The sequence below is a fragment of the Lentisalinibacter orientalis genome (assembly GCF_040706535.1).
Lineage (GTDB): Bacteria > Pseudomonadota > Gammaproteobacteria > Steroidobacterales > Woeseiaceae > Lentisalinibacter > Lentisalinibacter orientalis.
Genome location: NZ_JAPDRJ010000001.1, coordinates 1,356,744 through 1,379,291, shown reverse-complemented (window position 1 = coordinate 1,379,291; position 22,548 = coordinate 1,356,744). Strand labels below are relative to the sequence as shown.

Here is a 22,548-nt window from a genome sequence, read left to right as displayed (position 1 = left end):
CGCGTCAGGAGGCGGCCGAGGCCGCCTCGCTCGCCTCGGTAGCTATGCCCACGTTGTTCTGCTCGAGCACACGCTCTGCCCGGTAACTCGATCGCACCAGCGGCCCGGCCACGACCTCCAGGAATCCTCTCGCCAGACCGGCTTCCCGGTAGCGCGCGAATTCCTCCGGCGAGACGAAACGCTCCACCGGCAGGTGATTGCGGGTCGGCTGCAGGTACTGGCCGAGTGTCAGGATGTCCACGTCGATGGCGCGCAGGTCGTCCATCGTCTCGAAGATCTCCTCGTCGGTCTCGCCGAGGCCCAGCATCAGGCTGGTCTTCGTGAGCACGTCGGGCCGGTAGCGCTTGGCGTGCGCGAGCACGGACAGGGTCTTGTCGTAGCCGGCGCGGGGGTCGCGCACGGGATGGGTGAGCCGGCGCACGGTCTCCACGTTCTGGGCGAAGACTTCCAGACCCGAATCCACCAGCAGCTCCACCGCCGCGGTGTCGCCGTCGAAGTCAGGCGTGAGGGCCTCCACCGCCGTCTGCGGCCGGAGTGCCTTGATCTCGCGCACGCACGCCGCGTAGTGGGAGGCGCCCCCGTCGGGCAGGTCGTCCCGGTCCACGGAGGTGAGGACCACGTAATTGAGATTCATGAGCTCGACCGCGCGGGCGGTGTTGGCCGGCTCCTCGGGATCAAGCCAGCCCCGGGGGTTGCCCGTATCCACGGCGCAGAAGCGGCACGCACGCGTGCACACCGAGCCCATCACCATGATGGTGGCGGTGCCGGCGTTCCAGCACTCGCCGATATTCGGGCACATCGATTCCTCGCAGACGGTGCTGAGCCGGTTGTCGCGCACGGTCTGCTTCACGGCGGAGTATTTCCGGCCGGCAGGCATCTTCGCCCGCAGCCAGCGCGGCTTGCCGCCGCGGGTCACCGGCTGCTCGTCACGGCCGGTCTTGATACCGTTCTTGATCGCGGTGAAGCCGGCGTCCGTCCGGTACTTCTCGCCGCTGCGGGCGCCGCCGCGGGCGTTACCCTGGACGATGGGAATGCCGCGGAAACCTTCGGTCTTGTCTGTCATGGGTCCCTGACCTTCTGGCCATCCGGAAGCTGACCGGCTATTGTCGCATGCCGCACCGCGGCATCAAACTCTGTCGCACTTGTGTCGTCACACGCCTCCCCGGAGCCGCGTCATGCCATTGCAAGGTCACCTTAGAAAAATGCGTGCCGAGCACAGTGCGCCCGTGAGCTACCGGCTGCCGCTGGACGACAGCGAGGAGCCCCTGAACGCCTACCTCGGCCGGGAGATCGCTCTCACCCACACCGGCGCCATCCACTGTGTGGCCTGCGGGCGCAAGACCTCGAAGAGCTTCAATCAGGGCTACTGCTTCCCCTGTGCCCGGGGGCTCGCCCGCTGCGACATCTGCATCGTGCGCCCGGAGCGCTGCCACTTCCACGAAGGCACCTGCCGCGAGCCGGACTGGGGCGAGACCAACTGCATGCGCTCCCACGTCGTCTACCTGGCCAACTCCTCCGGGCTGAAGGTGGGCATCACCCGCGCCTCCCAGGTGCCCACACGCTGGATCGACCAGGGCGCCCGCCAGGCGCTGCCCGTCCTGCGCGTGGCGAGCCGGCGCATCGCCGGCCTGGCCGAGGTGGCCATCGGCCGCCACGTCTCCGACAAGACGGACTGGCGGCGCATGTTGAAGGGCGACCCGGAGCCGCGCGCGCTCGCGGACAGCCGGGACGAGTTGCTGGAGCTCGCGGGGCAGGAGCTCGATGCCATCGCCGCCGAGTTCGGCGCCGGCACCATCGAGCGGGTGGCGGATGCGGAGGAAGTGGTGATCGAGTACCCGGTCAGCGAGTACCCGGACAAGGTTCGCGCACTGAATCTGGACAAGACGCCTGCGGTCACCGGCACCCTGCTAGGGGTCAAGGGGCAGTACCTCATCCTCGACAGCGGCGTACTGAACGTACGCAAATACGCCGGCTACGAGGTGGTATTCGAGGCCTGAACCGGGCGGTGGGCAAAAAAACGCCCGGGCAAGCCGGGCGTATCAACGGGAGGCTCGAAAGCCTGGAGAGAAACGTTCGCGGCCGCGCCGCGTCCTACCGCTATTCAGTGCACCCTGGCCCAGCGCAGCAGCTGGACGCAGTCGGCGTCGAGTTCGAAGTTGTGCGCCAGCAGGGCCTCGATGTCCTCGGGCTCCACGTCGGCGCCGGCCGGCCGGCACAGCTCGACGATACCGCTGTATTCGTCGGCCTCCCGGCTGCCGCCCTCTCTCAGGACGAACTCCGCGTAGTACTGGGCACAGTGTCTTCCCATGTGCCCGAGGATAGGCAGCCGGGCCGCGGCGTTTCTGTGAGCCGCTGCACAGAATCGCCCTTCGTCCCCTTCTTCATACCCTTCTTCATATCCAAGGGCCGCATGATGGGTCCCGGCACACAGCGCCCGCGCCGTTGCTCCCGCTCCGCTATCGCCCTGCTTCGCTCCTGCAGTCGATTCATGATTCCGCTCCCCACTGGCTGCGCCGATTCGCGCCAATTCGTCTTGCTCTTGTATTACTGGATGCAGCCGCGAGCGAATTGGTTGCAACGCCCCCCACCCGACGTAACACTATCGGGATATTCGTTATCGACAGACGCGGCCGGCAGCCGGCCGGGGTCCCGAGGAAGAACCAATGCCCCATTCCATGACACGCCTTGCCTCCCCCCTCCTGTGTCTGCTGGCCCTGGTAGCCATGGCGGCGACCGCCGGCGCCCAGGAACTGAGAGCCACCCTGTTCGAGGACGCCGACGCCGCCCGCGAAGCCGCGGAGCAGGCCCAGGCTTCCGTGCTGTCGCCGCGAAACTGGGACCGGGGTCTCAAGGCCTACGAGACAGCGGAGGAGGGCCTGGAGCGGGGGCGTAACGTCGACTACATCCGTGGCAAGCTGGCCGAGGCCGAAGAAGCCTTCGGCAAGGCCGCCGAGGCGGCGGAACTCGCCCGCATCACGCTGGCGACCGTGATCGAGACCCGCAAGGACGCCCGCGAGGCCGAGGCCCCCGCGCGCTCCGCCCCAATCTGGGAGGATGCCGAAAGGAAGTTCGCCGATGCAATACGGGAACTGGAAAGCGGCGACCTGCGGGACGCCCGGGAACGGGCCGAGGAGGCCGAGAGCCTCTACCGGGACGCCGAACTCTCCGCCATCAAGAGCCGTTACCTGAGCGAGACCCGGCGGCTGCTGGAGGAAGCAGACCGCGCCCGGGTCGAGCGCTACGCGCCGATCACGCTGGCGCGCTCCAGGCGCCTGCTGCAACAGGCCGAGAAGGAGCTGAACGAGAACCGCTACGACACCGACCTGCCCCGCAGCCTCGCCCGCCAGGCCAACTACGAGGCCCGGCACGCCATCCGGCTGGCCGACGTGGTCCGCGACGTCCGCGACGACGACATGACCGTGGAGGAACTCATCCTCTCCTGGGAGCGCGCCCTCACCGCGGTGGCCGGCGCCGCCGACATCGTGCCCGACCTGGTCGACGGCAACGAGGAACTCACGGCCGAACTGGTCGCCTACGTCGAGAATCTCCGCTCCCGCAATCAGTCGCTGGAACAGGATCTCGCCGACAGCGTCTCGCGGGTGGCGGAGATGGAAGAGGAGCTCCGCATCCTGGACGAGCGGCTCGGCGGCGCCACCGAGGAGCGGCGCGAGCTGATGGAGCGCCTGCAGGCCCAGAACCGCATCCGGGAGCAGTTCGCGCAGGTGGAGAAGATGTTCGAGCGCGACGAGGCCCAGGTCTTCCGCGAGGGCAACGACGTGACGCTGCGCCTGGTCGGCCTGAGCTTCCCGAGCGGCAGCGCCTCGCTGGAGGCCGAGCACTACCCGCTGATGGAGAAGGTGGAAGCCGCCATCAACGTCTTCCCGCGCAGCCAGCTGACCGTCGAGGGCCACACCGACAGCTACGGCGGCGACGAGAGCAACGTGCGCCTGTCCCAGGCGCGGGCCGAAGCCGTGATGCAGTACATGATCAACGCGCTGCGCGTGCCGAGCTACCGGCTGAGCGCCACCGGCTACGGCGAGACCCGCCCGATCGCGAGCAACGAGACCGCGGACGGCCGCGCCCGCAACCGCCGCATCGACATCGTCATCAGCCCCGAACTCGACGACATGTAGGAGGGCCTTCAGGCCCGACCGGCTGTGGGAGGGCCTTCAGGCCCGATTCCCTTCTTTCCTGGCCGTCGTGCGGGGGTATCCATCTTGCTCCCGACAAAAGGTCGCGGCGATGGATACCCCCGCACGACGGCCGTGCTCGTGGTGGCGTGAAGGAAGCGCCAGTCAGCAGCGCCTGCTGACTGGTGCCAACCCTTTCGGCCACCGGCCCGTCAGCGGGTGGACCAGGGTTGCGGGGTCGTCCGGAACGCGCTGCAAGCCTCGATGGGCATGTGGGAGGGGCTTCAGCCCCGATCAGCGCTCGGCCACCTCCGGCGAAGATCGGGGCTGAAGCCCCTCCCACAGTGAGCGTCCCCGCGACCCTTGCCCACCCGATGGCGGGCCTACACCAAAAGAAAGGAATCGGGCCTGAAGGCCCTCCTACGTGGCCGTGGCGGAGCGCCACCAGTCCGCGATCACGCCGCCGGTGGTGCGGTTGACCAGGTAGCCGTACTCGCTGTGCACGTTCAGCTCGCCGTCCTTGCGGAAGAAGTTCAGCACCTCGTAGTCTTCGATGTCCTCGATCAACCCCGCGGCCAGCATCTCCCGGTAATCGCGACGGAACGAGCGGTCCAGCGCCGTGAGCTCGCCGATGGCGGCGATGTTGACCCAGCGGCGGATGTTGTCCGGGTAGCGCTCCGTCCCGTCGGCGTCCCGGCCCTTCAGCCGGCGCTGCACGAAGCGTTGGCCGAGCGGGCTGCCGAGGGTGAGGAAGAGATCGACCCGGCCGGGATGCGCATCGACGCGGGAGAGTTCCCACAGGGAGTCCCAGGCGATCACGGAGCCGAGGGAATGGCCGATGAGCAGCACCGGGCGGCCCTCCCGCCAGGCGGCGTCCAGACGAATCTCCAGCCGGCGCCGCACGCGCCGGCCGATCTCTCTGACGTCGTGGAGGTACCGGCGCACGTCCTGCAGCGTGACCTGCATGCGCTCGTCCGCCAGGTGGGGGATCAGAAACGGCAGCACATCCCCCAGGATGTAGGCGAAACGCTTCAGCCGCTTGCCCCAGGAGCGCGCCTCGGCGGCGTCCTCGTCGGTGGGTCCGGGCTTGGCCAGTAATTCCTCGATGGCGGCGAGATCCGGCTCGATGTCGGCGTGGGTGTTGTAGAAAACCCAGGTCCAGTCCGCCAGCGTCAGGCAGTCACCGCAACCGGACATGGCAGCGGCGACGTCCGCGTCCGCCCGGCGGACGCCCTCGATCAGAGTGCGCCAGATCTGCTGACGATGGCGCTCTGGCTCCGGCTTAGGCTTCATGCCGGGGACGAAGATGATGACGGGGCGTGCCACGGCCCGCGCTCAGTCGGTCCCCAGCAGGTCCAGCAGGGCGTCGAAGTCCGGCACCTCCGCGTGGGGCGGTGCCAGCTCGTCCGGCCACGGCTCGCCCCGGCGGTTCACCCAGACCGTCAGCATGCCGGCCCGGCGCGCGCCCTCGATATCGTGGTCCGGGTGATCGCCCACGTGCAGCACCTCGGCCGGCTCGCTGCGCGCGTGCTGCATGGCCTGCGCGAAGATCTGCGGATGAGGTTTCGGCGCCCCCGCCGACACTGCGGTCACGATGCCGTGGAAGAGATGGCCCACGCCGATGCGATGCAGGTCCGCATTGCCGTTGGTGACCGCCACAAGCCGATAGCGGGGATGCAGAAGCTCCAGCGCCGGCAGCACGTCCTCGAAGAACTCCACCTCATTGCGGTGGCGGTCGAAGATCTCGAAGGCCTCGTCCGCCAGCGTCTCGGCATAACCCACCGCCAGCGCCATCTCGCGCATGACCGCGCGGCGCAGAAAACGAAAGTCATGGGCCTGCTCCGGGTTGGCTGCCACGATCTCCTTGCGCAGTGCCAGCATGTCTTGCGGCGTATATCGCTCGGGGATGCGCGGATAACGGGTGGCCAGCCACTCGCCGAGCTTCTCCTCGGCGCGGCGGATCACCGGGGCCACGTCCCAGAGGGTGTCGTCGAGATCGATGGTGAGTGCGCGGATACTGTTCAGCATGAATTCCGGGTCCGGTCGATCATTCGCGGCGGGTCTCCCCGCGTGGGCCGCTATAATGGGTGTTCAGCTCACCGTTTCACAAGTGACCGCCGGGGTGACGATGAAATACCTGCACACCATGGTACGCGTCAGCGATCTCGACGAATCGCTGGACTTCTACTGCAACAAGCTCGGCATGCGCGAGATCCGCCGCCACGACAGCGAACAGGGCCGCTTCACGCTGGTGTTCGTCGCACCGCCCGGGAACGAGGACTGCCCCCTCGAACTCACGTTCAACTGGGACCCGGAGGAATACGGCGAGGGCCGCAACTTCGGCCACGTCGCCTACCAGGTGGAGAACATCTACGACACCTGCCGGCAGCTCATGGACGCCGGCGTCACCATCAACCGCCCGCCCCGCGACGGCCGCATGGCCTTCGTGCGCTCGCCCGACAATATCTCCATCGAACTGCTGCAGAAGGGCGACGCGCTGCCACCGGAGGAACCCTGGACGTCGATGGGCAACACGGGCCACTGGTAACCCCATGTAGGAGGGCCTTCAGGCCCGACCCGGCTCTGCTTTGCCGATAGGTCCTTCTCTTGGCGGGCCCGTAGCCGAGAGGCACGGCACCAGTCAGCGGACGTTGCTGACTGGCAGCTCCTTTACGCCACCGCGAGGCGGCCGTCATGCGGGGGTATCCATCGCCGCGACCTTTTGTCGGGAGCAAGATGGATACCCCCGCAGGGCGGCCACAATCGAAGGGATCGGGCCTGAAGGCCCTCCTACCGGTGCTTCGAGCCGGAGACGCTCGGCTGGTCCAGCGCCGCCGACGCCGGCTGGGTCGGCGAGCGCAACGTGATCAGCAGCACGCCGCCCAGCGTCAGCACGCCGCCGAGGACGATCCGGAGCGTGAGCTGGTCGTCCAGCAGCATTACGCCGAACATCACGCCGAACAGGGTCGACATGAGCATCAGCGGCGAGATCAGCGAGACGTCGTAGCGCTGCACCAGGTAGTAGGTGGCGCCATGGCCGAACAGACTGGCGCCGATGGCGGAGAAGCCCACCGCCGCCCAGCCCATCGTGTCCACGCCGGCGATGGCCGCCGCCTGGTTGTCCTCCAGGCCGAGGGAGGCCGCCGCCAGCAGCGGCCAGGAGATGACCGCAAGCCAGCCCTGCAGCTCGAACACACTGACGCCCTCCAGCTTCTTCATCAGCAGCATGCCGCTGGCCGCCATCAGGGCACCGGCGATCACGAAGGCGAGCGCGGGCAGGTAGCCGAGCACCCGGGGGTCGAAGCCGATGATCATCACGCCGGCGAACGACAGCGCAATGCCGGTCCAGCGTTTCCAGCGCACCTGCTCGCCGAGGAAGATGATGGACAGCACGGTGGAGAACGGTACGGCGAGCTGCAGAGCGATGGCCACCGTGGAGACGTCGTCCGCCAGCGCCAGCCCCTGGTAGATCAGCGTGAAGTGCAGTGCGCCCATGCTGAGCGCCACGCCCGTGATCAGCAGCATGCGCCCGCGGATGATCTTCAGTACGGGGAACAGCACCAGGAACAGCAGCAGGAAACGCAGCGAGGCGAACGCGAGCGGCGGCAGCTGCTCCATGACGAATTTGGCCGCCACCAGGTTGAAGCCGAAGACGAGATTGACGGCGAGGACGAGCACGATGTGCGGCAGGGTCATGGACGGAACGGGCGCGGCGCAAAGAGGCCGCGCAGCATAACACCCGGCCGGGCGGCAGTCAGACCGCGGCGGGCTCCGATGACGGCCGGCAGCGCTCCCACGCCAGCATCGCGCGCTTGCGGTCCGGGCCCCAGCGATAGCCGCCCAGTGCGCCGTTGCGCCGCAGCACCCGGTGGCAGGGGATGAGCCAGGCCACCGGGTTGGCGCCGACCGCGTTGCCGACGGCGCGGGATGCCCCCGGCCGGCCGGCGCGGGCCGCGAGTTCCGCATAGTCGGTCGTCTCGCCCGGCGGCACGGCGAGCAATGCCCGCCAGACCTGGTGCTGGAAGTTGGTGCCGCGGACGTGCAGGACGTGTTCGCCCGCCCCGCCGCGGAAGATCCCGTCGAGTAAGGCGCCGGCCTCCGGGTCGCGGGTAATGCGAGCGCCGGGCCAGGCCTCGGCGAGTTCCGCCAGCAGCGCCGCCTCGGGCCGTTCGCCGGCGAAGCCGAGCTCGACGATGCCCCGCGGGCTGCGCGCCAGGAAGGCGCGGCCGAAAGGCGTATCGCCACTGCCCGCCCGCAGCGCCACGCCGGCGCCACCGCTCTTGAACTCGCCGGGGGACACGGCCTCGATGCTGACGAACAGATCGTGCAGCCGCCCCGGCCCGGACAGGCCCGCTCCCCAGGCGGCCTCCTCCACGCTGGCGTCGGCCAGAAGGTCCGCCTCGGCGCTCACCAGCGACAGGCGGCGCAGATAGCGCAGCGGCGAGAGCCCGGACCAGCGGCGGAACAGGCGGCTGAAGTGGGCCGGGCTGACGCCGGCCACCGCCGCAATCTGCGCGAGCGTCGGGCGGTCCCGGTAATGAGCATCCATGAAGGCGATGGCCCGCTCCACGCGCGCGTAATCGGACTGTCTGAGAGGTGTCGCCATGGCAGTGAGGATAGTGGCGGGCGACAGACGGCACCACCCGGTTCTTGCGCCGGTCCCGGCATTCCCGGGACCGGTCGATTCAGGCGAGATGATCGAGGACTTCGTCCGCCTCGCTGGCGCCGCGCCGGCGGCCGCCGCGGGTCATCGCCTCCAACTGCCGGCCGAGGGCCCGACCGTCCCAGGTGCTGGCGGAGCCGCCGTAGCGCGAACGGTTGAGAAACTCGATTTCTTCCGCCGCCTCCGACGGCAGGCGTTCCGCGAGTTCGCCCAGCGAGCGCGGCGGCGAATCGGGCCAGCGCACCGCCCCCCAGGCCAGCAGCGCGCCGATGGCCGCGCCGGAATCGCCGCGATTGCACGCCTCTTTCACCGCTTTCAGACGCCGCGCCTCCTGCCGGAATCTCGGCGCCTCCCGCGGCACCCGTCGCACGCGCCGGGTGCGATGGGAGTACCACCAGCCGATCAGCGTCAGCACCCAGCCGCCCGCGAGGATCAGGCTCATCCGGTACCAGAATCCTTCCCCGGCAGCGGCCGGCGTCCGCGGCTGCATGGCCGCGGGCATCTCGGGCGGCGGCGCAGGCGGCTCCGCAGCGGCCCCCGGCAGCACTTCCAGCACACGGGGCGGCAGCGTGGCGATCTTCCACTCGCCCGCCCGCACGTCCCACCAGGGCACCTCGAGCGCCTCGAACTCCACCGAGCCGGCCTCGGACGCCACCAGGGCGAAGCTCTCCCGGCGAACGCCGAGCACGCCGTCGTCCACACCCAGCGTCTCCAGTTCCGGCTGATCGGAGTAGCTGCGCACCCCGTCCGGCACCGGCAGGTCCAGCGCCGGCAGCTGATTCGCCAGCAGTCCGGTCGCGCGCAACTCGATGCGCCGTGCCACCGGCTCGCCGGCGGTCACCGGGCCCCTGGACGGCTCCCATTCGTCGTCGAGATCGACCTCGATGGCGGGCAGCCAGGCCGCGTCCGGGTGCGACGCCGGCGGCGGCGGGATCGGCTGCACGTCCACGGTCACGGCTTCCGATGTGAACACCTTGCGCACTGTGCGCATGCCCTGATCGAGCAGGCGGGCCTCGAAGCGGGCCGGACCGATCTCCAGCGTGCCGCTCGCCTGCGGGAACAGCGCATAGCGGCGCTCCAGCACCGTGTAAGTGCGGCCGCCGATCACCGAATCGTAGCGGCGGTCGTCGTCGAAGGGCTGCACCAGCACCTCCACGCCGTCGAAGGACGGCTGCACCAGGCGCGGCTGGCGTGACGACACGCCGACGAAGATCTTTACCGAGTAGATGACCTGGGCCTGCACCCACGTCTCCCGGGAATCCACCTCGGCAACCAGGAAAATGTCCGCCTCTCCCGGCGGCACTTCCTCCAGTTCCTCGACGGTGATGGTGATCGGCTCGCTGGACTCGCCGTCGACCGTGAACGCGGGCACCGTCAGCTCGCCGGTGCGTTTTGCCATGAGCGAGACCGTCCACGTGCGGGAACGGCTGACCTGGCCGTTGACGATGGTCGTGCTCGACGTGCGGTTCTCGCTCAGGACGTCGAAGTCCTCCTCGAGCACGGTGAGATCCGGCTCGCCGGACAGGTCGCCGCCGATCTCCACCTTCAGCGTGAACGACTCGTTGATGCGGACATCGCCGCGATCCACGGTGGCCGTCACCGAGGCGAGCGCCAGCACCGGCAGCAGCAGCGCGACGGCCCCCACGAGCGCGGCCATTGCGGAGTTTGCGGCAACGATCCGGGACCGGCTCACCACGGCTGCACCTCTTCCTGTTCCGTCCACAACGGGTTGCCGTCCTGGTCGCGGCCCTCGCGCTGGTACTGATCGCGGAACTTCCGCCGCAGCAGACCGCCCGGGTCGTTCGGCACCCGGCGCAGCCACTGCTCCATCGCCTGCATCTGCTCCTGCCGGCTGCGCTCGTCACCGGAAGCGGCCGCCATGCGGCGCGAGTTCTGTTCGCCGTCGTCTCCCGCCTCGGCGGCTTCGGCGGCACGGCGCATCTCTTCCCGCAGCTCTTCGATGGCCCGTTGCTCTTCCGCGTCCGACGGGCTGGACTCGCCCTCGGCCTCGGCCTGGCTGCTGCCGTCCGCGCCCTGTTCGCCGGCCGGCTCGCCGTCCTGCTGCGCGCCGCCGGACTCGCCGTCCTCGCCCGCCTGCTCCTGATTCTGCGCGGACTGCTGCTGCCCGTCCTGGCTCTGCTGGCCATCCTGGCCGTCGCCGGACTCGCCCTCGCCGCCGGGCTGCTGTTGCTGTTGCTGCTGGAGCTGGCGCAGCAGATCCAGGTTATGGCGGGCATCCTCGTGGTCCGGCTCGGCGGCCAGTGCCTGCTCGTAGGCCTCCATCGCGGCCTCGAACTCGCCCTGCCGCGCGAGCGCATTGCCCCGGTTGTAGGCGGCGTCCACGCTGTCCAGTCCGGCGAAGGCCTCGGCGCTGGCCGCATAATCCCCGGCCCGATAGCGGGCGGCCGCTTGCCACGCGGGATCCTCGAACAGTTCGGCCGCCTCGTCGGCCCGGCCCTCCTCCAGTGCGCGCGCGGCCTGCTGGTCGGGCGTGAGCCACAGGTCCTGCCAGTCCGCCGCCTCGGCCGGCCGCGGCAGCGGCATCGCCAGCACGACGAGTACGAGCAGCCAGCCGCGGCGGAACGCCAGCGCGGCCAGCGGCAGCAGCGCCAGTACCAGCCAGGGACCCCGGTCGTGCCAGAGTTCCGTGAAGAACTCCCGTCCATTGCCGCCATTGCCGGCGCGGGTGCCGGGGGCGCCCGGGCCCATCGCCGCGAGCACGGCCTCGAGGTCGCCGTCGTCCACGCTCAGCCGGCGGTAGATGCCGCCACCGGCGATCGCGATCTCCTGCAGCAGACTCTCTTCCAGGGCCGGCAGCACCATGCGGCCCGAGGGGTCCGTGACGAAGCCGCCGTCCGGTTTCGGCAGCGGCCCGCCCTCGGCCGTGCCCACGCCCAGTACGGACACCCGATAGCCGGCGTCGCGCAGCGCCCCGGCCGCGCGCACCGGCTCACCGGCGGCGCCGTCGCCGATCAGCAGCACGTGGCCGCGGCTCGCGCCCGCCTGCTCCAGCAATTCCCGCGCCTTCGCGAGCGCCCGCTCCGGCAGGCTGCCACGGCTCGGCATGATGTCGGTGCTCAGGCTGCCGACCAGCGCGGCGATGGTGTCCACGTCGTCGGTCAGGGGCGTCACCGTGAAGGCGTGGGCCGAGTAGACGATGAGTGCGGTCTGTCCCTCCTGCCGGCGCTCCAGCAGATCGAGGAGTTTCAGCCGCGCCCGGGCCAGCCGGCTGGGCGCCACGTCCGCCGCATCCATGGAGCGGGACAGGTCCAGCGCCACCACCAGCGAGTCGCCGCCCCGGTACAGCTCCTGCTTCTGCCGCTCCCAGGCCGGGCCGGCGAGCGCCACCGATGCGAGCACGCCGAGCGCCGCCACCAGCCAGTACGGTCCGCGACCGCGGGCGGCGGCGCCCCGGTCGTCGAGCACGTAGGGGCGCATGCGCTCGTCGATCACGGCGCGCCAGCTGCCGGCGTCGAGGCGCCGGCTCGCGAGCCACCAGGCCAGCGCCAGCACCGCCGGGATGGCCAGCAGCCACAGCGGGCGCAGGAAGTGGAACTCAGCCGGCACCGGGCAGACCCTCCTGCGGCGATGGCAATGCCGGCCGGGACGCGGCGAACGCGCCCGACAGGGCCCGCAGCGCGAGGCCGCCCAGCATCAGCGCGAACGCGCCGCCGAGCGGCCAGTAAAAAATGTCCACCACCGGCCGCATGCCGCCCTCGTCCGTCGCCGCCGGCTCCAGTTCGTCCAGGATGCGGTAGATCTCCTGCAGCGAGGCGGTGTCCGTGGCGCGGAAATAGCGCCCGCCCGTGGTCTCGGCAATCCGCGTCAGCGTCTCCTCGTCGAGATCCAGCGACGGGTTCACCTGGCGCATGCGGTTGCCGAGCAGCGACGGTATCTCCATGGTCTCGGCGCCGATGCCGATGGTGTAGATCTTCAGCCCCACCTGGCCGGCCAGCTCCGCGGCCTTCAGCGGGCTGATGGCGCCGGCCGTATTGGCGCCGTCGGTCAGCAGCACCAGCACCTGCTCGCCCTCGGCGACGCCGCCCTCGCTCTCGTCGTGGACGCGCTTCACCGCCAGCGTGATGGCATCGCCGATGGCCGTCTTCTCGCCGGCAAGGCCAATCACCGCCTCGAACAGCAGCGTCTTCACCGTCTCCCGGTCGAAGGTCAGCGGCGCCTGCAGGTAGGCGCGCTCGCCGAACAGGATCAGGCCGAGGCGGTCGCCCTCGCGCCGGTCGATGAACTCGCCGGCCACGGCCTTCGTGGCCGAGAGCCGGTTCACCGTGCGGCCGCCCAGCGTGAAGTCGCGGGCCTCCATGCTGCCGGAGAGATCCACGGCCAGCATCAGGTTACGGCCGGTCACCGGCGCCTCCAGCGCATCGCCCGTCACCTGCGGGCGGGCCGCCGCGACCACCAGCAGCGCCCATGCCAGTGCCGCCACCAGCAGCCGCGGGCGCAGCGCGAAGCCGCGCTCGGTGGCTTCCGCGCGGGGGAACAGTGCCGTGGAAGGTACCCGCAGAGCCGCACTGTCGGCACCCGGCGCGGGCGGCAGCAGCCAGCGGACGAGCAGCGGCAGCGGCAGCAGCAGGAACAGCCAGGGCCAGGCGAAGCGGACCTCGGTGAGCCAGGCCGGGATGTCGCCGAGCCAGGTCACTCCCCGGGCTCCAGGTGTCTGAGGCGCGCCCGGCAGAGTCCGAGCAGCGCCATGGCATCGACCACCCGTTCCTCGGGATCCGGACAGTACGGTGCATCGGCGAGGCAGCGGCCGGGGCCCTCGCTGAACGGCCGCCCGGACAGGCCGCCGTCGAGCCAGGCCAGCCATTCCTCCCCGGTCAGGCCGGCGACCCGGCGGCGTTCGTCGGCCGTGATCGCGGCGCGGCGCATCAGCGTGGAGAGATCCCGGGCGAGGCGCGCCACGTCGCCATCCGCCGCGTAGTCCCGCTCGATACGCCGCAGCTCGGCCAGCGCCGCCCGCCGCACCCGGGTGCGGCGCCGCCAGGCCAGCCACGCCCACGCGGCCGCGCCGGCCAGCGCAAGCGCCAGCAGCGCCCACCAGCCCGGCGCAGGCGGCCACCAGCCCACCGGTTCGGGCAGGTGGATGTCTCTCAGCGGCAGTTCGGCGGGGGACATCGTCGCCTCCTCAGCGCGGCCGCTGGCCGAGCACCCGGGACAGCAGCTCCATCGGGTCGTCCCCGGTGGAGGCGTCCACCCAGCGCATGCGGTAGCGCTCGAACAGCGTGGTCATCTCGTCGCGCCGGCGGCGGAACTCGTCGGCGTAGCGTTCCCGCAGCCGTCGGCTGTCGGTCTCGAGCGTGGCCTCGCCGCGGCCGTCGCGCACCCGGTAGCGCCCCGGCGGCGGCAGCGCCTCCTCCAGCGGGTCGTGCAGGAGGAACACGATCACGTCGTTGTGCCGGCCGATGTCCGCCAGGCAGCGCCGGGCGGACTCGCCGAAGTCCCGGAAGTCGCTGAACAGCACCACCAGGCTGCCGGTCTTGGCCACCTGGCGCAGGCCGCCCATGGCGGACTCCACGGCGGCGGCGCTCTGTGACAGATCGAAGTCATCCCGCTCCCAGACCGGGGCCGCGGCCGTCTCGTGCAGGAAGCGCAGCACGGCCCGGCGGCCGAGCCGGGGCCGAAGCTCGCGATGGAAGCCTTCGGCGAACAGGAATCCGCCCACGCGGTCGCCGTGCCCCGCCGCCACCCAGGCGAGCAGCGCGGCGGCCCGGGCGGCCAGCACCGACTTGAACCGCCCCCGGGTCGCGAAGTGCATCGCGGCGCGCAGATCCAGCCACAGGAGCACCGGCCGCTCCCGCTCCTCGCGGAACAGCTTGGTGAACGGCTTGCCGGTACGCGCCGTCACCCGCCAGTCGATGTTGCGCGGGTCGTCGCCGTCCTGGTACGGCCGGGCCTCGGCGAACTCCATGCCGCGGCCCTTGAAGTGGGAGAGGTACTGGCCGCCGCGCCGCGCGCGGGCGCGCATCGCATCCAGGCTCAGCAGACGGGCCTGCGCGGCGAGGCGGATCAGCTCCGCCTGGGTGACCCGCACCGGGGATTCGGCGGCCGCCGTCCGGGATGCCTTTGCCCGGGATGTCCTTGCCTGGGATGCCTGCCCCATACCGCTGACGTCTCTCCCTCCGCTCAGGGCACGCCGACGCCGGCGATCAGCCCGTCGATGAAGGCATCCGGCGTCAACCCGTCGGCCTCGGCTTCGTAACTGAGGAGCACCCGGTGGCGCAGCACGTCCGGCGTCACCGCCTGGATGTCGTCCGGCCCCACGTAGTCGCGGCCGCGCAGCCAGGCGTGGGCGCGGGCGGTGCGGTCGATGGCGATGCTCGCCCGCGGACTCGCGCCGAACTGGACGGCGCCCGCCAGTTCGCGGTCGATCCGCTCCGGGTCCCGGGTGGCCAGCACGATGTCCACGATGTAGCGCTCCAGCTCGTCGGCCAGGTGCAGTCGCAGGATCTCGCCCCGGGCCGCCATCACGTCGGCTTCGGGCAGCTCGGCCGGCGGGCTGAAGGGATCCGACGCCCTCGCCTTCGCCTCCTCCCGGTTCAGCACCAGGATGCGGCGCTCGTCCTCGGCGCTCGGGTAGTCCACTACCGCGTGCATCAGGAAGCGGTCGAGCTGGGCCTCGGGCAGGGGATAGGTGCCCTCCTGCTCGATCGGGTTCTGGGTCGCCATCACCATGAACAGCTGCGGCAGCGGATAGGTCTTGCTGCCGACCGTGATCTGGCGTTCCTCCATCGCCTCCAGCAGGGCGGACTGCACCTTGGCCGGCGCCCGGTTGATCTCGTCGGCGAGGATGAGGTTGTGGAACAGGGGCCCGGCGCGGAACTGGAAGGTGCCGTCCTGGGGCCGGTAGATCTCGGTGCCGGTGAGATCGGCGGGCAGCAGGTCCGGCGTGAACTGCAGCCGATGAAAATCGCCCTCGATGGACTGGGACAGCACCTTGATGGCCCGGGTCTTGGCCAGGCCGGGCGCACCCTCCACCAGCAGGTGGCCATCACAGAGCAGAGCGATCAGCATCCGGTTGACCAGATGCTGCTGGCCGATGATCAGGCCGCTGACATGGTTCTCCAGGGCCTGGAATTTCTCGTACAGATCCACGGTTTCCTCCGCACCGAAGGGGCGCGACATTGTAGGATTGGCGGCGTCGCGCGCCAAACACCCACCGGCCTGCGCACCGGACAGGGACTCTCGCTGCATGTTATTCCCTTTATCAGAAAGCTGTCGCCATGGCCGGGCCGCCCCGCGCCCCGGCGGACTTCTGTGGACCGCGGCCGGCGGCAAAAATTCGCTGCTGCCGGTGCTCTGCCTGCTGCTGGGCGCCTCCGCCTGCGCCGGTGAGGGGCAAGACGCTCCTGCCGAGACAGCCGCCGAGGTCCCTGCCGATACCGCGGCCAGACCCTGCCTGGAAGACGGCGGCGGCTACCTCGCCGGCCGGCTGTACGGCGCCATCGACGCGCCGCTGGACTGGCGGGGCGGCGCCCTGGAGTGCGAGGGCATGCCGCGGCCGGACGGCGCCGGGGCGAGGCTGCGCTTCGCCCGGCGCATCGCACCCACGGACGCCGACCTGGTGATCATCGTCGGCATCGACGGGCTGGACCCGGACGAGACCGTCACGGGCCGGGCCGCCACCGTCACCATCATCGACGAGCATTCCAGCCGCTTCTATTCCAACAGCGGCGAACAGTGCTGGGCCGACGTCACCCGGCAGGAGCCCGCGCCCGGACCGGAGGACAGCCGCGCCGTGACCGGCCGAGTCTATTGCACGGCCGCCCTGCCCGCCCTCAACGGCCCGGGCAGCATCAGCCTGGACGAACTCGAATTCCGCGGCCGCATCGACTGGGCGCCCTCGCAGGATCCGCTGTCGCCATGAGCCGGCTCGCGCTCGTCGCACTCGCGCTGCTGCTTGCGGGCAACCCGGCCGCCGGCGACAACCCGGGGGCCGACCCCACGTCGGCGCTGGATGCCGCCTTCGGCCGCGCCGTCATCACGGTCGAGGGCCGCATGGCCTGCCACCGGATCGCGGTCTGGCTGGCGCTCGATGCCGCCCAGCGGGCCCGCGGCCTCATGCACGTCAGCGGGATGGCCGACGACCGGGGCATGCTGTTCCTCTATCCCGGCGAGCGGCGCGTATCCATGTGGATGAAGAACACCCTGATCCCGCTGGATATGGTGTTCATCCGGGCGGACGGCACGGTCGCCAACGTGGCGTCGAACACCGAACCGCTGTCGCTGGAATCCGTGTACTCCCGCGGGCCGGTCGGCGCGGTGCTGGAACTGAACGCCGGCGTGGCCGCCCGGCTCGGCGTCGAGCGCGGCCGGCGTATATATGTGGGTCAGGCTGTCCAAAACGGTTTACGGTGAGCGCCTGTCGACCGTCTGACAACTGCATTGTCTCGCCTCGGAAACTTTCTTTGGCTACTATCGGTCGCAACCAAGAACGTAGGAGGGCCTTCAGGCCCGATTTCATCGGCCATATTTCCCCGGCCCGATTGCCCATGCGGTTGTCGGGCCTGAAGGCCCTCCTACCGGCTTCCAATACGACCAAGGTCCACCAGGAGCAGAGATGAAAAGGATCAGCCAATATTTCGCGGCACTGGCGGCCGCACTGATGCTCGCAGCGCCGGCCATGGCCGTCGAAGAGATCCCGGTCGAGGACTTCTTCAAGCGCTCGCTGTTCACGAGCTTTCAGCTGTCGCCGGACGGCAAGTACCTCGCAGCCGTCACGCCGCTGTTCGAGAACGACCGCCGCAACATCGCGGTCATCAACCTCGAGACCCGGGATGCCACGGCCATCACGGGCGTGAAAGACCGCGACGTGAATGGCTACATGTGGGCGAACAACGAGCGCATCCTGTTCTTCATGGACAACGACGGCAACGAGTCCTTCGGCATCTTCGCCGTGAACAGGGACGGCTCCAGGCCGCGCACGCTGATCGAGCCCGCCGAGACCCAGATCCGGGGCGGCAGCCGCGTCATCCTGACCGCCTCCGTGCTGAATACCCTCGAGGAGGACAAGGACGAGGTCCTGGTGTCCGTGCCGCGCCAGTATCACGATACCGTGGTGCAGGACGTCAAGCGCATGAACATCTACAACGGCAAGATGCGTGGCGTCGAGCGCAACCCGGGCAACATCGCCGGCTGGCTGCCCAACGACAAGGGCGAGATCATCGGCGCGGTCGCCTTCGAGGACGGCAAGCGCAAGGTGCTCTACCGCAAGTCCGAAAAGGACGACTGGACGACGCTGATCGAGTTCAAGGTTGCCGAAGGCGGTTTCACGCCGGCCTGGCTCAGTGACGACGGCGAGCGCATGTGGGTGCGCTCCAACGTCACGCCGGAAGGCGAGGAGCGCGACAAGGCAGCCATCTACGAGTACGACCTCGAGAACAGGAAGCTCGGCAAGCTGATCTTCGAGCACCCTGAGGTCGACGTGGGCGGCGTCGTCGCCTCGGACGTCAAGGACGACGCCGTGATGATCACCTACAACGCGGACAAGCCCGGCTACCACTACGTGGATCCGGAGTGGGAGCGGATGATGAAGTCCATCAAGGCCGCCTTCCCGGAGAAGCAGGTCTCGATGTCCAGCGCCACGGAGGACGAGGACAAGTTCGTCTTCACCGTCTGGAGCGACCGGAACCCGGCCGCCTATTACCTGTTCGATCGCGAGTCGAACAAGATGGAGGAGCTGGCCATCGCCTACGAGTGGCTGCCGGAGGAGAGCCTGGCGAAGATGGAGCCGGTGGATATCGAGGCCCGGGACGGCCTGGTGCTGCCCGCCTACCTGACGCTGCCCCCCGGTAGCGACGGCAAGGGCCTGCCCCTGGTCGTCAACCCCCACGGCGGCCCGCGAGCCCGCGACTCCTGGGGCTTCAACCCGGAGGTGCAGCTGCTGGCCAACCGGGGTTACGCCGTGCTGCAGGTGAACTTCCGCGGCTCCACCGGCTTCGGCCAGGAGTTCGACAAGGCCGGCTGGGGCAAGTGGGGCGCCGAGATGCAGAACGACATCACCGACGCCGTGCAGTGGGCCGTGGACGAAGGCATCGCCGACCCGGACCGCGTCTGCATCTACGGTGCGAGTTACGGCGGCTACGCGGCCATGGCCGGCATCACCTTCACGCCGGAGCTCTACCAGTGCGCCATCAACTACGTGGGCGTCACCGACATACCGCTGCTGTTCGAGACCATGCCGGCCTCCTGGCGGATGCAGCGGGCGGAGATGAAGCGGACCATCGGCGACTACGACGATCCCGAGGAGCGGGCCGACATGGCTGCGCGCTCGCCGATCAACCACGTCGACAAGATCCGCGTGCCGCTGCTCATGGGTTACGGCGAGGAAGACCCGCGCGTGGTCATCGACCATGCCCTCAATCTGGAGGAGAAGCTCAAGGCCCACGATGTGGAGTACGAGCTCATCATCAAGGAGGACGAGGGCCACGGGTTCCGCAAGCTGGAGAACCAGGTGGAGTGGTACACCAAGGTGGTCAACTTCCTTGACGAGAACCTGAAGAACCCGGATCAGAGCTGACGCGACTCCCGCGGCGGGGCGCAAACGCCCCGTCACCGGAGAGGATGCGAACGCCTCGCAACCAGACGGCTCCCTTCGGGGAGCCGTTTTTTTTCATGAAAACAATAACCTGCGAAATCATTTTTGCCGCGTCGCCGTAAATCGACTTATGTTGCACAGTTGCAACAGAATAATCCCGGAAAAATAGACACTATCGGCGCCAATCTGCTAAATTCCGGCGAGGTCGTCGTCTTGCTGCAACAGGTCGGGCGACGCCGGGATAGCATAAAAAGACTGACTAGAAACCCAATGGAAACCGTCATCCGGCGGTATCCGCCAAGTGATTTCCGGGAGGCTTGGTAATGAAAACCCTGAACCTGCAACGCTGGTCTGCGTTAGTAGCCAGCGCTCTGCTAGTGCTCGGTGCCGTCGGCACCACCACCGCCTTCGCGCAGAGCGAAGAAGAAGACGACGAGGACAGCGCCGAGCTGGACCGCGTGGTCATCACGGGTTCGCGTATCACGCGCACCGCGATCGAGGGCCCGAGCCCCGTCACGGTGATCGACCGCGAACAGATCGACCGGGAAGGCTTTACCACGGTCTCCGAGGCGCTGAAGTCGCTGAACCAGGTCACCGGCCTGGCGCAGAACGAGGCGCAGGCCGGCACCTTCACGCAGAACGCGAACTCCATCGACCTGCGTAACCTGGGTCCTGGCCGCGTGCTGATCCTGGTGGACGGACGCCGCATCTCCGATTACCCGCTGCCCTTCAACGGTCAGTCCAACATCGTGAACATCTCGGCCATCCCGCTGGCGGCGGTCGACCGGATCGAGTTCCTCGCGAGCGGTGCTTCGGCCATTTACGGTTCCGACGCCATCGCCGGCGTGGTCAATATCATCCTGCGCGATGACCTGGCTAATTCGTTCGAAATGAACGTGCGCTACGGCGACTACACCGACGGCGGCGGCGAGAATATCCGCTTCCAGGGTATCGGCGGCTTCCTGGGTAATAACTGGAACATCACCTACGCGTTCGAGTACTTCGACCAGGATCCGATCTATGCCTTCCAGCGCGACTTCATGGACAGCGTCCAGGACGCGCCGCGCCCGAACGAGCGCATCGCCAGCCGCAACGCGGTTGAGATCGACCTGTTCTCCGGCGCCTTCGGCCCGTTCCCGATCTACATCGATCCGCGCGTGGCCACCGGTAACCCCGGCGCGTGTTCGGACTTCCCCGATGCGCCGCTGGCCAGTCGCCCGGATCCTTTCGACCCGAGCGGCCAGCGCTTCTACTGCGGCAGCGAGACCTGGGTGGGCGAGCAGTCCATCCTGAACGGCCGCGAACAGATCAGCGCCTATACGTCCGGCTCGCTGGAACTAGGCGATCACGAGATCTTCGGCGGCGTCAACTACTTCCAGGTGGATGCCGACATCGACACCGGCTTCAACTACTACTTCAACCAGACGCCGTTCTACGTGCCGAACTCGGCCTCCCAGGCCCTGTCGCCCTTCGGCATCCCGGGCTCGGTCGTGCAGATGCAGCGCATCTTCACGAATGCCGAGATCGGCGGCCCGAGCGCCAAGTTCCAGCAGTTCGACGAGGAAGTCATCGACTACTTCGTCGGCATCCGGGGCCAGCTGTTCAGCCCCTACTGGGACTATGAGATCTCCTGGAACTCGTCGAACTACGACCTGACCCGCGACCGCACCCTGCTGGTCGAGGCGCTGGTCGAGGACTACTTCTTCGACGAGGTCCCGGGCGCCGTCGATCCGACGGGCAACGGTTTCCCCGTGCGGGCCATCGACTACAGCACGGTGTACGCGCCGCTCACGCCCGCGATCTGGCAGAGCCTGACGGACAACGAGCGCTCGACGGCGGATTCGTCCAACGACGTCATCCAGGCCGTCATCACGGGCGACCTCATGGACCTGCCGGCCGGCACGGTCCAGATGGCAACGGTGTTCGAGTGGGCAACCCAGGAATACGACATTACCCTGGATCCGCGCCTGGTCGCTGCCAACTACTACTGGGGTCTGACCGGCACCGGCGGTGGCGGCGAGCGTGACCGCTACGCGGCCGGCGTCGAGTTCGCCGTTCCGGTGACCGACCAGCTGCAGCTCTCCCTGGCCGGTCGCTACGACAAGTACGACGACATCACCCAGGTGGACGATGCGTTCACCTACAACGTGGGTCTGGAGTACCGCCCGACCGACCGCATCCTGCTGCGCGGCTCCTGGGCCACCAGCTTCCGGGCACCGGACATGCACTACGTATTCGCCGACCCGAGCGGCTTCTTCACCTCCGTGGTCGACGAGTACCTCTGCCGCGACGAGCAGCCTGGTTCCTCGCTGGGTGCGTGCGCCGACTCCGACCCTGCCCGCTACAACCCGAACATCTTCGGCGAGCGTGCAGGTAACCCGGGGCTGGAAGAGGAAGAAGGCGAGTCGTTCACCGTCGGTTTCGTGGTCGAGCCCATCGACAACCTGTCGATCACGGCCGACTGGTGGCAGGTGGACCTCGACAACATCGTGGTCGACAACCCGCTGGCTCGTATCCTGGAGCTGGAGGCCGACTGCCGCCTGGGTACCCGGGATATCAACACCGGCGAGTGCCAGGACGCCATCGGCCGCGTGACCCGCGTGCCGGACGACGGCACGGTCCGCGCCGAGACCATCCTGCAGGTGGACACGGGCCCGATCAACGCCGCCAACAACAAGGTGACGGGTATCGACGCCTCGCTGGACTACCTGTACGAGACGGACGGCATCGGCACCTTCTCGCTGAGCCTCGGCTGGACCCACGTGCTGGATGACGACTTCAACGTGTTCCCCGAGGACCCGGTGGAGAACGTCCGTGACCAGAGCATCAACTGGCGCAGCCGTGTTCGTGGCAACGTTTCCTGGCAGTACCAGGACTTCACCGCCACGCTGTTCGGCGAGCGCTTCGGCTCGACCCGTTCCTACGAGGGCCGGGTGTTCGACGAGTTCGCCGAGGAGCCGCGCATGGGGCCGCAGATGTACTACAACCTGTCGCTCGGCTACGAGTTCATGGACGGCAAGGCGAACGTGCAGTTCATCGTCGACAACCTGTTCGACGAGAAGCCGCCGATCGACCAGGAGTGGAGCGGCTGGCCGTACTTCTCGTTCTTCAACTACTACCAGGCCTCCCTGGGTCAGTCCTACGCGATCCAGCTCGGCTACCGTTTCGATTACTGATCGAAACCCACTGTCCGCATTGGACGAAAA

19 protein-coding genes are annotated in these 22,548 nt (G+C 68.8%); 7 read left to right on the top strand and 12 right to left on the bottom strand.

Going from position 1 to position 22,548, the window contains the following annotated elements; genetic code table 11:
- Positions 1 to 4: 4 nt before the first annotated feature.
- Positions 5 to 1,063 (bottom strand): lipoyl synthase, encoded by a 1,059-nt coding sequence (lipA, locus tag ACJMK0_RS06120; RefSeq protein WP_405236509.1) that lies wholly within the window; start codon positions 1,061 to 1,063, stop codon positions 5 to 7.
- Positions 1,064 to 1,202: 139 nt separating this feature from the next.
- On the opposite strand from lipA, the gene ACJMK0_RS06115 reads away from it, so the two are divergent.
- Positions 1,203 to 1,997, top strand: coding sequence for a DUF2797 domain-containing protein (locus ACJMK0_RS06115; RefSeq protein ID WP_405236507.1), 795 nt, complete (start codon positions 1,203 to 1,205; stop codon positions 1,995 to 1,997).
- A 104-nt stretch (positions 1,998 to 2,101) separates the two neighbouring features.
- Here the strand turns inward: ACJMK0_RS06115 and ACJMK0_RS06110 are convergent, their stop codons facing one another.
- Complete coding sequence (locus ACJMK0_RS06110) at positions 2,102 to 2,308, bottom strand: hypothetical protein (protein WP_405236505.1); 207 nt, start codon at positions 2,306 to 2,308, stop codon at positions 2,102 to 2,104.
- A 355-nt stretch (positions 2,309 to 2,663) separates the two neighbouring features.
- Here ACJMK0_RS06110 and ACJMK0_RS06105 point away from each other — a divergent pair, with 355 nt between their 5' ends.
- Positions 2,664 to 4,133: an OmpA family protein gene (locus tag ACJMK0_RS06105; RefSeq protein WP_405236503.1), complete on the top strand. Its 1,470-nt coding sequence runs from the start codon at positions 2,664 to 2,666 to the stop codon at positions 4,131 to 4,133.
- A gap of 417 nt (positions 4,134 to 4,550) precedes the next feature.
- Here the strand turns inward: ACJMK0_RS06105 and ACJMK0_RS06100 are convergent, their stop codons facing one another.
- A complete protein-coding gene (locus ACJMK0_RS06100; protein WP_405236501.1) occupies positions 4,551 to 5,456 on the bottom strand; it encodes a hypothetical protein in 906 nt (301 codons plus the stop codon).
- A 9-nt stretch (positions 5,457 to 5,465) separates the two neighbouring features.
- Positions 5,466 to 6,158 carry an HAD family hydrolase gene (locus ACJMK0_RS06095; protein WP_405236499.1) on the bottom strand — a complete coding sequence of 231 codons (693 nt, stop codon included), beginning with the start codon at positions 6,156 to 6,158 and terminating at the stop codon, positions 5,466 to 5,468.
- A gap of 100 nt (positions 6,159 to 6,258) precedes the next feature.
- Here ACJMK0_RS06095 and ACJMK0_RS06090 point away from each other — a divergent pair, with 100 nt between their 5' ends.
- Complete coding sequence (locus ACJMK0_RS06090; protein WP_405236497.1) at positions 6,259 to 6,678, top strand: VOC family protein; 420 nt, start codon at positions 6,259 to 6,261, stop codon at positions 6,676 to 6,678.
- A 242-nt stretch (positions 6,679 to 6,920) separates the two neighbouring features.
- On the opposite strand, the gene ACJMK0_RS06085 is transcribed toward ACJMK0_RS06090, so the two are convergent.
- From ACJMK0_RS06085 to ACJMK0_RS06050, 8 genes are all read right to left on the bottom strand, one after another.
- Entirely contained in the window at positions 6,921 to 7,826 is a 906-nt protein-coding gene (locus ACJMK0_RS06085) for a DMT family transporter (RefSeq protein WP_405236495.1), read from the bottom strand.
- Positions 7,827 to 7,884: 58 nt separating this feature from the next.
- On the bottom strand, positions 7,885 to 8,736 hold the full coding sequence (locus ACJMK0_RS06080) for a methylated-DNA--[protein]-cysteine S-methyltransferase (RefSeq protein WP_405236493.1): 852 nt from the start codon (positions 8,734 to 8,736) through the stop codon (positions 7,885 to 7,887).
- A gap of 79 nt (positions 8,737 to 8,815) precedes the next feature.
- Positions 8,816 to 10,450, bottom strand: a complete 1,635-nt coding sequence (locus ACJMK0_RS06075; protein WP_405236491.1) for a BatD family protein — start codon at positions 10,448 to 10,450, stop codon at positions 8,816 to 8,818.
- 32 nt (positions 10,451 to 10,482) lie between these two features.
- Positions 10,483 to 12,360 carry a VWA domain-containing protein gene (locus ACJMK0_RS06070; RefSeq protein ID WP_405236489.1) on the bottom strand — a complete coding sequence of 626 codons (1,878 nt, stop codon included), beginning with the start codon at positions 12,358 to 12,360 and terminating at the stop codon, positions 10,483 to 10,485.
- The gene (locus ACJMK0_RS06065; RefSeq protein WP_405236487.1) at positions 12,350 to 13,447 is read right to left on the bottom strand and encodes a vWA domain-containing protein; all 1,098 of its coding nucleotides are present in this window, start codon (positions 13,445 to 13,447) and stop codon (positions 12,350 to 12,352) included. Before ACJMK0_RS06065 ends, ACJMK0_RS06070 begins: the two co-directional genes overlap by 11 nt.
- On the bottom strand, positions 13,444 to 13,923 hold the full coding sequence (locus ACJMK0_RS06060) for a DUF4381 domain-containing protein (RefSeq protein ID WP_405236485.1): 480 nt from the start codon (positions 13,921 to 13,923) through the stop codon (positions 13,444 to 13,446). The genes ACJMK0_RS06065 and ACJMK0_RS06060 overlap by 4 nt, the downstream gene beginning before the upstream one ends.
- 10 nt (positions 13,924 to 13,933) lie before the next feature.
- On the bottom strand, positions 13,934 to 14,908 hold the full coding sequence (locus tag ACJMK0_RS06055; protein WP_405236483.1) for a DUF58 domain-containing protein: 975 nt from the start codon (positions 14,906 to 14,908) through the stop codon (positions 13,934 to 13,936).
- A gap of 23 nt (positions 14,909 to 14,931) precedes the next feature.
- On the bottom strand, positions 14,932 to 15,900 hold the full coding sequence (locus ACJMK0_RS06050; RefSeq protein WP_405236481.1) for an AAA family ATPase: 969 nt from the start codon (positions 15,898 to 15,900) through the stop codon (positions 14,932 to 14,934).
- Between the two features lie 97 nt (positions 15,901 to 15,997).
- Here ACJMK0_RS06050 and ACJMK0_RS06045 point away from each other — a divergent pair, with 97 nt between their 5' ends.
- From ACJMK0_RS06045 to ACJMK0_RS06030, 4 genes are all read left to right on the top strand, one after another.
- Entirely contained in the window at positions 15,998 to 16,672 is a 675-nt protein-coding gene (locus ACJMK0_RS06045) for a hypothetical protein (protein WP_405236479.1), read from the top strand.
- A complete protein-coding gene (locus ACJMK0_RS06040; protein WP_405236477.1) occupies positions 16,669 to 17,163 on the top strand; it encodes a DUF192 domain-containing protein in 495 nt (164 codons plus the stop codon). Before ACJMK0_RS06045 ends, ACJMK0_RS06040 begins: the two co-directional genes overlap by 4 nt.
- Positions 17,164 to 17,365: 202 nt before the next feature.
- Positions 17,366 to 19,324, top strand: coding sequence for a S9 family peptidase (locus ACJMK0_RS06035; RefSeq protein ID WP_405236475.1), 1,959 nt, complete (start codon positions 17,366 to 17,368; stop codon positions 19,322 to 19,324).
- A gap of 341 nt (positions 19,325 to 19,665) precedes the next feature.
- Positions 19,666 to 22,518, top strand: a complete 2,853-nt coding sequence (locus ACJMK0_RS06030) for a TonB-dependent receptor plug domain-containing protein (protein WP_405236473.1) — start codon at positions 19,666 to 19,668, stop codon at positions 22,516 to 22,518.
- Positions 22,519 to 22,548: the final 30 nt, after the last annotated feature.

Coding starts and splice junctions, on each gene's coding strand:
- ACJMK0_RS06095 (WP_405236499.1), bottom strand. CDS start 6,158: ATGCTGAACAGTATCCGCGCACTCACCATCGATCTCGACGACACCCTC.
- ACJMK0_RS06075 (WP_405236491.1), bottom strand. CDS start 10,450: ATGGCCGCGCTCGTGGGGGCCGTCGCGCTGCTGCTGCCGGTGCTGGCG.
- ACJMK0_RS06030 (WP_405236473.1), top strand. CDS start 19,666: ATGAAAACCCTGAACCTGCAACGCTGGTCTGCGTTAGTAGCCAGCGCT.
- ACJMK0_RS06040 (WP_405236477.1), top strand. CDS start 16,669: ATGAGCCGGCTCGCGCTCGTCGCACTCGCGCTGCTGCTTGCGGGCAAC.
- ACJMK0_RS06060 (WP_405236485.1), bottom strand. CDS start 13,923: ATGTCCCCCGCCGAACTGCCGCTGAGAGACATCCACCTGCCCGAACCG.
- ACJMK0_RS06045 (WP_405236479.1), top strand. CDS start 15,998: ATGTTATTCCCTTTATCAGAAAGCTGTCGCCATGGCCGGGCCGCCCCG.
- ACJMK0_RS06035 (WP_405236475.1), top strand. CDS start 17,366: ATGAAAAGGATCAGCCAATATTTCGCGGCACTGGCGGCCGCACTGATG.
- ACJMK0_RS06055 (WP_405236483.1), bottom strand. CDS start 14,908: ATGGGGCAGGCATCCCAGGCAAGGACATCCCGGGCAAAGGCATCCCGG.
- ACJMK0_RS06080 (WP_405236493.1), bottom strand. CDS start 8,736: ATGGCGACACCTCTCAGACAGTCCGATTACGCGCGCGTGGAGCGGGCC.
- lipA (WP_405236509.1), bottom strand. CDS start 1,063: ATGACAGACAAGACCGAAGGTTTCCGCGGCATTCCCATCGTCCAGGGT.
- ACJMK0_RS06115 (WP_405236507.1), top strand. CDS start 1,203: ATGCGTGCCGAGCACAGTGCGCCCGTGAGCTACCGGCTGCCGCTGGAC.
- ACJMK0_RS06110 (WP_405236505.1), bottom strand. CDS start 2,308: ATGGGAAGACACTGTGCCCAGTACTACGCGGAGTTCGTCCTGAGAGAG.
- ACJMK0_RS06105 (WP_405236503.1), top strand. CDS start 2,664: ATGCCCCATTCCATGACACGCCTTGCCTCCCCCCTCCTGTGTCTGCTG.
- ACJMK0_RS06090 (WP_405236497.1), top strand. CDS start 6,259: ATGAAATACCTGCACACCATGGTACGCGTCAGCGATCTCGACGAATCG.
- ACJMK0_RS06085 (WP_405236495.1), bottom strand. CDS start 7,826: ATGACCCTGCCGCACATCGTGCTCGTCCTCGCCGTCAATCTCGTCTTC.